7 protein-coding genes are annotated in these 9,825 nt (G+C 53.7%); 6 read left to right on the forward strand and 1 reads right to left on the reverse strand.

The genetic code is table 11. The features are described from left to right. Positions 1–91 precede the first annotated feature (91 nt). Positions 92–1,117, reverse strand: coding sequence for a spore photoproduct lyase (gene splB, locus GYMC10_RS01935; protein ID WP_012818594.1), 1,026 nt, complete (start codon positions 1,115–1,117; stop codon positions 92–94). A gap of 228 nt (positions 1,118–1,345) precedes the next feature. Between splB and GYMC10_RS01940 the strand changes: the two genes are divergently transcribed. The 6 genes from GYMC10_RS01940 (at position 1,346) to GYMC10_RS33195 (ending at position 9,604) form a co-directional block, all read left to right on the forward strand. Then, on the forward strand, positions 1,346–2,506 hold the full coding sequence (locus tag GYMC10_RS01940; protein WP_012818595.1) for a GntR family transcriptional regulator: 1,161 nt from the start codon (positions 1,346–1,348) through the stop codon (positions 2,504–2,506). A gap of 452 nt (positions 2,507–2,958) precedes the next feature. Further along, a complete protein-coding gene (locus tag GYMC10_RS01945) occupies positions 2,959–4,194 on the forward strand; it encodes a glycoside hydrolase family 125 protein (protein WP_012818596.1) in 1,236 nt (411 codons plus the stop codon). 59 nt (positions 4,195–4,253) lie between these two features. Continuing rightward, a complete protein-coding gene (locus GYMC10_RS01950; protein ID WP_012818597.1) occupies positions 4,254–5,534 on the forward strand; it encodes an ABC transporter substrate-binding protein in 1,281 nt (426 codons plus the stop codon). Between the two features lie 41 nt (positions 5,535–5,575). Then, positions 5,576–6,496, forward strand: a complete 921-nt coding sequence (locus GYMC10_RS01955) for a carbohydrate ABC transporter permease (protein WP_009593927.1) — start codon at positions 5,576–5,578, stop codon at positions 6,494–6,496. A 27-nt stretch (positions 6,497–6,523) separates the two neighbouring features. Beyond that, positions 6,524–7,414, forward strand: a complete 891-nt coding sequence (locus tag GYMC10_RS01960; protein WP_009593907.1) for a carbohydrate ABC transporter permease — start codon at positions 6,524–6,526, stop codon at positions 7,412–7,414. A gap of 75 nt (positions 7,415–7,489) precedes the next feature. After that, complete coding sequence (locus GYMC10_RS33195; protein ID WP_012818598.1) at positions 7,490–9,604, forward strand: glycoside hydrolase family 76 protein; 2,115 nt, start codon at positions 7,490–7,492, stop codon at positions 9,602–9,604. Positions 9,605–9,825 lie beyond the last annotated feature (221 nt).

Consider the following 9,825-nt stretch of genomic DNA (forward strand, 5'->3'; position numbering starts at 1 on the left):
ATAGATACGGTTCATAAGAATAACGGGCACCGGGAGGTGTCCGTTATTTGTTGCTTTTGGGTACATCAAATGACTGGCGTTCCCAGGTATTTTAGACAAAATAGGCAATTTCCGCGCGCGGGAAATATTCTTGGATTCCCTTTTCGAACAGCTGCTGAAACTCCTCGACGGTTTCGGCCTTATAGACATACTTGAATTTTCCATACCTTCCCCACTTTAACTGCCGGTCCTCCTCATCCATGTCCAGCTTGGTTTTGGGGTACCGTTTCAAAATGGTGTTTTTGGCCGTTTTGGTAAACCGGTGCTGAATGAGCTCAAACGTCAGATCCTTAACCTCCACATGGCTCAATCGCTCATGGAGCTTCTCCAATAAATGCCAGTATCCTTCCTGCCATCCGTCATATTTGACGATCGGGGCAATGATGAAACCTAACGGATATCCGGCTTCGGCAATTTTCCCTGCGGCTTCAATGCGTTCTTCGAAGGAAGAGGTACCCGGCTCGAAATAACGGATCACATAATCGGAATTGATGGAGAAGCGTACCCTGGTATGGCCGCCGTGATCGATATTGAGCAGGGAATCGATGTTGGCGAATTTCGTCACGAATCGCAGTCGGCCATGTTCCTGCTTGGCCATAAATTCAATGTAATAGGCCAGTGCCCCGGTCAAATGCTCCAGAGATACGGGATCGCCGGTACAAGCGGCCTCGAACCGGGTGATTTCGGGCGACCGCTCAGCGATGTACTGCTTCGCTCGGCCCAAAATTTCATCCAGGTTGACATAAATCCGGACATAAGGCTTCGAGCTCATGGTGGTTTGCAGGTAGCAGTAATGACAATGCCCTGCACATCCCGTGGTCAGCGGGATGGCATACTCCGCAGAAGGCTTGGACGTGTCGAAATCCAAGGTCTTCCTAATCCCGACGACTAGGGTGCGTTTGGCGTTTCGGTATTTTTCGGTTTCGGTCTCCCCCGGAATGCCGGTTACCCGATTATGGGAGGTGGTCATTTTGATGGGTGTGCCTAATTCCTCAAACCATGCATGCAGCTTCTTCCCAAGCGGATACTCCAACGCATCCGGCTCAAAAAAGACGAGTTCCGGGTCAAAACGCTCCAACGAATCTTCCTCCCCCGCAAAAATTTAAGGATATGGATTATAGGATGGGCAATGGTCAGGTTGAACATGCATTGTACAAGTTATGAGTTTGTATGGTGCTGTTTTAAGCAAATAGGGGATGTGATGAATCTGTGAGCGATCATCGTTCAACATGGACAATTTAAATATATCATGTTATATTGTTATATAAATTAGCAGGTTTTGGAGTACCGTTGGAGGGATATCAATTTGAAAGATGCAGCTTCCACGAAGCCGATGTATGAACAGATTTTTAACGAGATGAAGCGAAAGATCTCAACCCATATGTTTCGGATTGGAGATAAAGTTCCATCAGAGAAGGAACTTGCGGATGAGTACGGAGTTAGCCGAATCACGAGCAAGAAAGCCTTGGATCTGCTGGCGGCAGAAGGCGTGATCGTGCGCAAGCCGGGCAAGGGATCGTTCGTAGCCGATCCGGATGAGCCTGTGGTACACAGGGAACCCATCTCCTCAGAGAGCACAGAAACGGGAACGGCCGGCCGGGAGAAAATGATCGGCCTGGTCATCACGGATTTTTCTTCAAGCTACGGGACGCGGCTGATCTACAGCATGGAGCAGTATTCCAGGGAGAATGACTGCTTTCTGGTCCTGCGCAGAACGTTCGGGGACCAGGATAATGAGGAATTGTCCATCCAGAAGCTGCGCAATCTGGGCGTGAACGGTCTTATCGTATTTCCCGCGCAGGGTGAATATTTTAATGCCGAAATATTGAAAATGGTCATTGCCCGCTTCCCGCTCGTCCTGATTGACCGCAAGCTGAAGGGGGTCGCTGCGGCTTCCATCAGCACGGATAATCTTGGGGCAGCCGTGCAGGCGGTGGAGCATTTATTCGATTTGGGTCACCGCCATATTTGCCTGCTGTCTCCTCCGCCGAGGGATACGACGGCGGTCGAAGAGCGGATTGAAGGATTCGTTCAGGCACATGCCGCCCGGGGCATCGCGTTTGACAAGGAAATCTGGATCAGTGACGTAACGGCCACGCTGCCCAATGCTTTCTACGAAAGCAATATTGAACGGGAAATACAGCGGATCATGCAGCATTTGCAGGATCATCCGTCGATTACCGCTTTTTTTGCGATTGAGTACAATATTGCATTGCTTGCTAAGGTTGCGGCTGAACGCCTCGGTTTGCGGGTCCCGGAGGATCTATCGATCATATGCTTCGACAGTCCGCAATTAAATATCGGTGAGGGGTATTTGTTTACCCATATGCGGCAGAACGAGGAAGAGATGGGAAGGCTGGCGATCGAGACGGTGCTGGGCATCATGAACCACGACGCGGTTGCGGTCGAGAAGAGATTGCCTGCGGAATTGGTGGTTGGCGCATCTACCGGTCCCGTCAAGGAATAGCAGAAACTTGTTCAAACGTCTGCGCAGCTGGCGCAGCCTTCGATGCATAGTGTGTTGGAAAGTGACCGGCGAATTGGTAATTCCCTGACCGACCAAATGAAAATTCGAATTCTATAACGAAAACCTTGGAGGTTGAACCTTACAAACAGGAAACGCGAATACGGAATGTTTGTAATGTCTTCCCTTACCCATGCACGCATGCAAACCATGCGCTCACGAAGCTGTGAGCACATGGTTTTTTTTGTTCTTAATTCGGTGAGGAGCAGCGTTGTTTTGTGTCGACGTTTACCAAATACCTAATATAACATTTAATTTATTTTATATATTGACATATTAACTAGATAACAATATACTGATTCGTGATAGCGGTTTCATAATTCCATCAAGTGAAAGGGGAACATCACGTGCAATCCATAACTGAACTGCCAGAGGCCATTAGGCGGTTATCGGACATGGTTCGGGCGAAGCAGCCGAAACGAACGGCTGACATGTTCGAGAGATGCCTAGCCAATACCTGGAATACCACCTTGAAGCGAATGGAGGACGGCACGACGTTTGTCATTACCGGGGATATTCCTGCCATGTGGCTGCGCGATTCGGCTGCGCAGGTCAGGCCCTTCCTGGTGCTTGGAGAGGACCGCGAGATCGGCGACATGATCCAGGGCGTGGTCAGACGCCAGTTTGACTATATTCTGCGGGATCCGTATGCCAACGCGTTCAATGAGTCTGCGAACGGGATGGGACATCAGGATGATGCAACCGAGATGAGTCCGTGGATTTGGGAACGCAAATACGAGATCGATTCGCTGTGTTATCCGATCCAGCTCAGCTACCTGCTGTGGAAAAACTCCGGAAGAACCGGCCATTTTGACGAAACCTTTCGGGCAGGCGTGCGGCAGATTATCGAGTTGTGGACGACAGAGCAGCATCATGAACAGAAATCGGCTTACACCTTCGAGCGGAGCAACTGCCCTCCGTCGGATACGCTGGTCCGAGGCGGAAAAGGAGCGCAGACGGCATATACCGGCATGACCTGGTCCGGCTTCAGGCCGAGCGACGATGCTTGCGCCTACGGTTACCTGGTTCCGTCGAACATGTTTGCGGTCGTTGTGCTGGGGTATGTGACGGAGATTGCGGAGGAGATTCTCAAGGATCGGGAGCTGGCAGCGACGGCGGAGGGGCTCGCGGCACAGATCGAAGCCGGCATACAGCGGTACGGCATTGTGGAGCATCTGGAATGCGGCCCTATCTATGCATACGAGGTGGATGGATTGGGCTCGGTTAACCTGATGGACGACGCGAATGTGCCCAGCCTGCTGTCCATTCCGTACTTGGGATACCGAAATGCGGAAGATCCGATATACGCGAATACGCGGAGGTTTATCTTGAGTGAGCGGAACCCGTACTACTTCTCCGGGACCGCTGCATCCGGCATCGGCAGTCCGCATACGCCCGATCAATACATATGGCATATTGCGCTTGCGATGCAAGGGATGACCGAACAGGATGAAGCCGAGCGGCAGCGCCTCCTTGAACTGCTGCTGGCAACGGACGGAGGAACCGGGCTCATGCATGAAGGGTTTCATGTGGATCGGCCGCAGGAATATACCCGGCCTTGGTTTTCATGGGCCAATATGATGTTTTGCGAACTGGTGCTGTTGTGTTCCGGTATCGAGGTTAAACGGTAAAGCTAGCAGCGGGATGAAGCGGCGAACCAAGCTTGGAATTCATAAGGGAGGGTTAACGAATGAAAAAGCAGTGGAAGATCGTATGGTCGATGATAGTTGTGATTGGGCTTCTGGCGGGCTGCTCAGGGGGCAGCGGCGGCTCCTCCGGCGGAGAAGCCAGCGGCGGCAAAACGGTGCTGACCTTCTGGGGAGACTGGGGCGGAGAAGGGCAGGAACAGATCCAAACGATGGTGGATGCTTTTAATAAATCCCAAGATAAAATCGAGGTGAAATATGCCCTGCAGCAGGACGTGGTGACGAAGTTTCTGACCGCGGCCACGAACGGGGGGACGCCGGATGTCGTGTTCTGGGACCGGTGGCGGACCGCGCTCTATGCACCTAAGAACGTGCTTCATCCCGTGGACGAATACCTGGAGCGCGACGGCGTCAACAAGGAGGATTTTTACGAAGAGGCTCTGAAGGAGCTTACCTATGAAGACAAGCTGTATGGATTGCCGTTGACGGTGGATGCGCGGGCCCTGTTCTACAACAAGAAAATGCTGGAGGAAGCCGGGCTTGAGCCGCCAACCACCTGGGATGAGCTTGAGGCGGCAGCCAAAGCCACGACCAAGTGGAACGGAACCAAGCTCGAAACGGCGGGGTTGTCGATGGGGGATCCCGGACTGTTCAACATGTATTTGCAGCAGGCGGGCGGAACGATGCTGACCCCGGAGAACACGATGAACGTGAACAACGAGAAGGGCAAAGCGGTATTGGACTTCTGGGGACGTTTGCTGAATGAGGACAAGGTGTACAAGATCGGTTTCGAGGACGGCTTGGGCGAAGGAACGGATGCGTTTGTAACCGGAAAGGTCGCCATGCTGTACACCGGCCCGTGGATGCTGAGCACCTATGATAAATACGGCAAAGACCTGGAATATGGCATCGTGCCGCCACCGGCCGGACCGAACGGCGATAAGGGAAGCGTTATGGGCGGCTTTGGGCTTGTCATTCCGCAAGGCTCGAAGCATCCGGAGGAGGCTTGGGAGTTTATCAAATGGTGGACGGCCAACAAGGACAATGCCGTGTTATGGGCCAAAACGAGCCTGAATATGCCGGGCTTCAAGCCTGCCTTTGAAGATCCGTTCTTCGCGGACGATCCGAAATGGATTCCGTTTATGGAAACGCTCGAATTTGCCAAAACAAGGCCGACGCATCCGGGGTACTCCGTTATGGAGGAGAATGCCGTCATTCCGAATCTGGAGCTGTTCATGCAGAACAAGCAGAGCGCCGAAGAGACCCTCCGGCTCAGCCAGGAGCAGGGCGATAAGCAGCTGAAGGAAAATGCCGTTGCCCGTTAACGCATTCGGGGATTCTAGGAGCTACAGAAAGGAGCATGAGGATGACTTCCGCCACGAAGCCAGTCAGCGCCAAGCCTGCCTCCGTCACGAGGCTCGGCAAACACCAGGCCAGGATGGGCTACCTGTTCATTATGCCGACAATGCTGTTATTTGCGGTATTCATGGTGATCCCGGTTGGAATGGCACTATACCTGAGTTTTACCAATTATGACGTGCTCAGCTCGAACGACTGGGTCGGCATGGACAATTACAGGCGACTGTTCGGCGATGATTTGTATTGGAAAACCTTCGTTAACGTGATGATCTATGCGGTGGTGTTCGTACCGCTCAACGTACTGATCTCCCTTCTGCTGGCGATCCTGCTGAACCGGGCGGCGAGGGGAGTCAAGGCGCTGCGGACGTTTTACTATCTTCCGACTTTGACGTCGGCGGTCGCGGCGGCCACCGTCTGGATCTGGATGCTGCATCCCGAATACGGGCTCGTTAACGGGATCCTGTCGCTGTTCGGCATCACGGGCCCGGCCTGGGTGTCCCAGACCGATACGGCCATGCTGTCGATTATTATGATGACGCTGTGGCAGAGCGTAGGCTCCAATATGATCATTTACCTGGCCGGACTTCAGGGCGTGCCGGATTATCTGTACGAGTCCGCTCGTCTGGACGGTGCCAGCAAATTCGATTGCCTGCGTTACATTACCTGGCCGCAGCTGCGGCCGACCACGTTCCTTGTCAGCACGATGTCGATTATCGGCGCGCTGCAGCTGTTTGATCAGGCATTCGTGCTCACGCAGGGCGGACCCGCCAATGCAACGAAAACGCCGGTTTATCTCATTTATCAGCAGGGCTTTAACCAACTGCAAATGGGGTATGCATCGTCGCAGGCCTTCGTGCTGGCGATGGCTATTCTGGTCTTCTCGCTGATCAGCATGAAGATCAATAAATCGGAAGAATCGATTGTGTAATCGGGGCTTAGAGGAGGAAGACAAGAGATGAGAGCAATTGAGAGTCAGGCCAAGCGGCAGCGAATCCTTACCGCGAGCGTCTTCTATATCGGTGCCATTCTGATCGCCATCGTCATGTTTCTCCCGTTCTACTGGAGCGTGATGACCTCTTTTAAGCCGGATGAGGATATGTTCTCGATGCCGATCAAATGGTTCCCTACGGACATCACGCTGGAGCACTATAAAAAGGCGTTCACAACCGTACCCTTCGGCCTTTATTTCTGGAATTCATTCTTTCTGGCCATTACCGGCGTGCTGCTCAACCTGTTCTTCGGTTCGCTCAGCGGCTACGCTTTTGCCAAGCTGAAGTTCAAAGGCAACTCGGGACTCTTCCGCGTGCTGCTGGCCGCGATGATGGTCCCGGGCATCGTCACCATGATCCCGAGCGTGTATGTGCTGCGCCATATACCGCTGATGGGAGGCAACGACCTGTTCGGAAGCGGGGGCATGGGGCTGATGAATTCCTTCTGGGGGATCATTCTTCCGGGGGCTTCCGGCACGTTTGCGGTGTTCTTCATGCGGCAGTTCTTCCTGACGCTCCCCTCCGACATGATGGAGATGGCGCGGATTGAAGGCTGCGGCGAATTCAAAATTTTTTGGCGCATCTATTTGCCTCTGACCAAGCCGGCGCTGGCAACCCTGAGCATCTTCACGTTTCAGGCTGGCTGGAACAGCTTCCTGTGGCCGATGATCGTGCTGAACGATCCGAACAAGGCGACGATCCAGATGGGGCTCCAGGCGTTCTCGTTCAATTTCCAGACGGATTACGGCCCGATGATGGCCGGGGCGCTGGTGGCTATTTTGCCGATCCTTGTCCTGTTCCTGGCTCTGCAGCGGTACTTCATTCAGGGCATCGCATTTAGCGGGATCAAAGGCTAGCGGGCTGGAAGCTGGATATGCGTGACGAATGGACAAAAAAACTTGCATATTGAGATGTCAGGAGTGATTTCGACAATGATAACGGTGTCCGGTATATGGACCAAAAGGGCAGATGAGGCGCAGCGCGCGCTGGAACGTCATTTCTGGAATGATTCGATCCGTATGTACAATATAGAAACGCCGTGCCCGGACGGGGCGTGCAACACGATTTTCCATTATTGGTGGATGGCGCATGCGGCGGATGTGCTGGTGGACGGTTATGTTCGCACGGCGGATCCGTTGTATGCGGAGCGGCTGGAGCAGCTGTATGAGGGAGTGCTCCGCCGGAATGAGGGCGCATGGCCGAATGAGCTGTACGATGACATGGAATGGATGGCGCTGGCATGGCTGCGCGCCTATGAGGCGACGGGGCTGGAGAAGTACAAGCAAGCGGCGCTGACGCTCTGGGAGGATATTCAAACCGGCTGGAACGATGTTCAAGGCGGGGGAATTGCTTGGCACAAGGAGCAGCTTGGTTATAAGAATACCCCGGCAAATGCGCCTGCGGTTATTTTGGCGGCACGGCTGCATCGGGCTTTCGGCAACCCGGCGGACCTGGAATGGGCTCGGAAAATCTACGCTTGGCAGAAGAATGCCCTCGTGGATCCTGCCACGGGTTTTGTCTGGGACGGAATGAACCGTACCGGAGACGGGGCTATCGATAAAGATTGGAAATTCACTTATTGCCAAGGCGTATTTATCGGAGCAGCGGTCGAGCTGTTTCGGGTTACGGGTGATTCGGCGTACCTTGAAGACTCCAAGCGGACCTTTCAAGCGATGCGCGTAGAACTGGCGGATTCGGCGGAAGGCATCCTCCCGGACGAAGGCGGAGGCGACGCCGGATTGTTCAAAGGCATCCTGATCCGTTATGTAACGGAAGCCATCAAGGTGTGGCCTGAAGCAGCAGAAGCTGCAGGGTGGCTGAGCCGGAACGCCAATGTGCTCTGGGAACAGGGAAAGACTGCAGATGGCGCGCTGTTCGGGACCGATTGGAAGAGCCGTCCACTGTCTGACGCTATCGTTCAGCTCAGCTCGCAGCTGAGCGGCGTGATGCTGCTTGAATGTGCGGCCGTGCTGGAATCCGCGGGGCAGGCTGGGGGGAGCGATGGTCGGCATTCTGCGGCGAACTGGGATGAGAGAGCGGACCTGCTGCAGGAGGCCATGTACCGAAATTACGGAAACCCGGACAGCGGCATTATGGATCAATGGTTTCCGCGGGAACATGCCGGGGCAGGCGAGAATTTCTATTATTGGTGGCAGGCGCATGTGCTGGATGTGCTGGTGGACGCTTATAAGCGCACGGGAAAACCGATGTATGCCGACCGAATGGAAGCATTCAGCCGAAGCCTGTACAAGTACAACGGCCATACGTTCACCCACAATTATTACGATGACATGGAGTGGACGGCACTCGCGCTGCTGCGTGCGCATCAGGCTACCGGAAGCGAGTGGTATAAGGAGCAGGCGCTTACGCTGTGGGAAGACATCAAGACCGCATGGAATGATCACTGCGGGGGCGGCATGGCGTGGAAGAAGGATCAGCTGGATTACAAAAACACGCCGGCTAACGCGCCTGCCGCCATTTTGGCGGCGAGGCTGTATCTTTTGGAGCGAAACGAGGAGGATTTGATCTGGGCAAAGCGCATCTATGAATGGAACAAGAGCCGGCTTGTCGATCCATCGACCGGGTTTGTATGGGATGGCATGAACCGGCTCGGCGACGGTGAGATCGATTACGATTGGAAGTTCACGTATTGCCAGGGCGTGTTCCTCGGTGCCGGAGTGGAATTATACCGTTGTACGGGGGATAAGTCCTATCTCGAAGACGCTAAACGGACCGCTGACGCGTGCATGCTGGAGCTGTGCGATCCAAAAACCCTGCTTCTGCCCGATGAGGGCATTGACGACACGGGTCTGTTTAAAGGCATCCTCATCCGTTATCTGCTGGTGCTGCTTGAAGAGGCGCCCGAAGAGGACGCCGTACGCCGAATGGTTCAGTGTAACGCGGAAAAGCTGTGGGAGAAGGGAATGCTTGAGGATGCTGGTATATGCGGCCCTGCCTGGGACACTCTGCCGACTCTTCCCGTTCAACTGAGCGTGCAGCTGAGCGGAATGATGCTGACGGAGGCTGCGGCCGTGTTGAGCAAATAGCTTTGATTCGCTGTCAGCGATGATGGCGTCTTGTGAATGATTGGAGAAGAGCACGCGGATCAGTGTGCTCTTTTTTCATTTTATTCCCAATTCAACCAAATCGAGATGATTGTCATATGACAATATTCATGACAACACACACTGTTGGTCGCACGGGCCATGCGTTATATTTATGAGGTAAATCACATCCTGGCTTGGATACGAAACATGATTTCAGATGC

It is taken from the genome of Paenibacillus sp. Y412MC10, from assembly GCF_000024685.1.
In the GTDB taxonomy this organism is placed as follows: Bacteria; Bacillota; Bacilli; order Paenibacillales; family Paenibacillaceae; genus Paenibacillus_AQ; species Paenibacillus_AQ lautus_A.